This is a genomic window from Streptomyces cahuitamycinicus, assembly GCF_002891435.1.
Taxonomy (GTDB): Bacteria; Actinomycetota; Actinomycetes; order Streptomycetales; family Streptomycetaceae; genus Streptomyces; species Streptomyces cahuitamycinicus.
In genome coordinates, this window is the sequence record NZ_POUC01000992.1 from 1 (window position 1) to 418 (window position 418).

Sequence of the window (418 nt, forward strand, 5' to 3'; positions counted from 1 at the left end):
GTGGGGGAGGGGGTGGGGTTCGCGAACGCCGTGCCCGGTGCGGCCAGCACCGTGACCGCGCAGACCACGGCCACCGCCGTCGCGATCAGGCCACGCTTGCCCGGTCCCATACCTCTGCCCCCAAACTGATTAACCGTCAGTAACTTGCGGTTCGTCCGGGATGCTGCCACGTCGGCCCGGAAAGCGACAGAGGTAGTACTTCCCGCCGCCCCCTCGCCGGTATGCCCCCGGCACGCGATCTCCCCGGTCTGTGTGACGAACGACTCAAAGAGATCGTTCCATCGGGGCCTCGCCCGGTCCGTGACGGCCTTTTCCGGACCACAACAACCCGTGCCCGGTCCGTGACGGCCCTCTTCGGACCGCAGGAGCCCATGCCCGGAGCGCAGGAGCCCCTAGCCGGGTCGCGACTACCCCCCGC

At 69.4% G+C, this 418-nt stretch carries 1 pseudogene; it reads right to left on the reverse strand.

Annotated elements, in window-relative coordinates:
• Positions 1–110 (reverse strand): annotated as a pseudogene (locus C1J00_RS47530) (glycoside hydrolase); the annotation flags it as partial.
• Between the last annotated feature and the right edge of the window lie 308 nt (positions 111–418).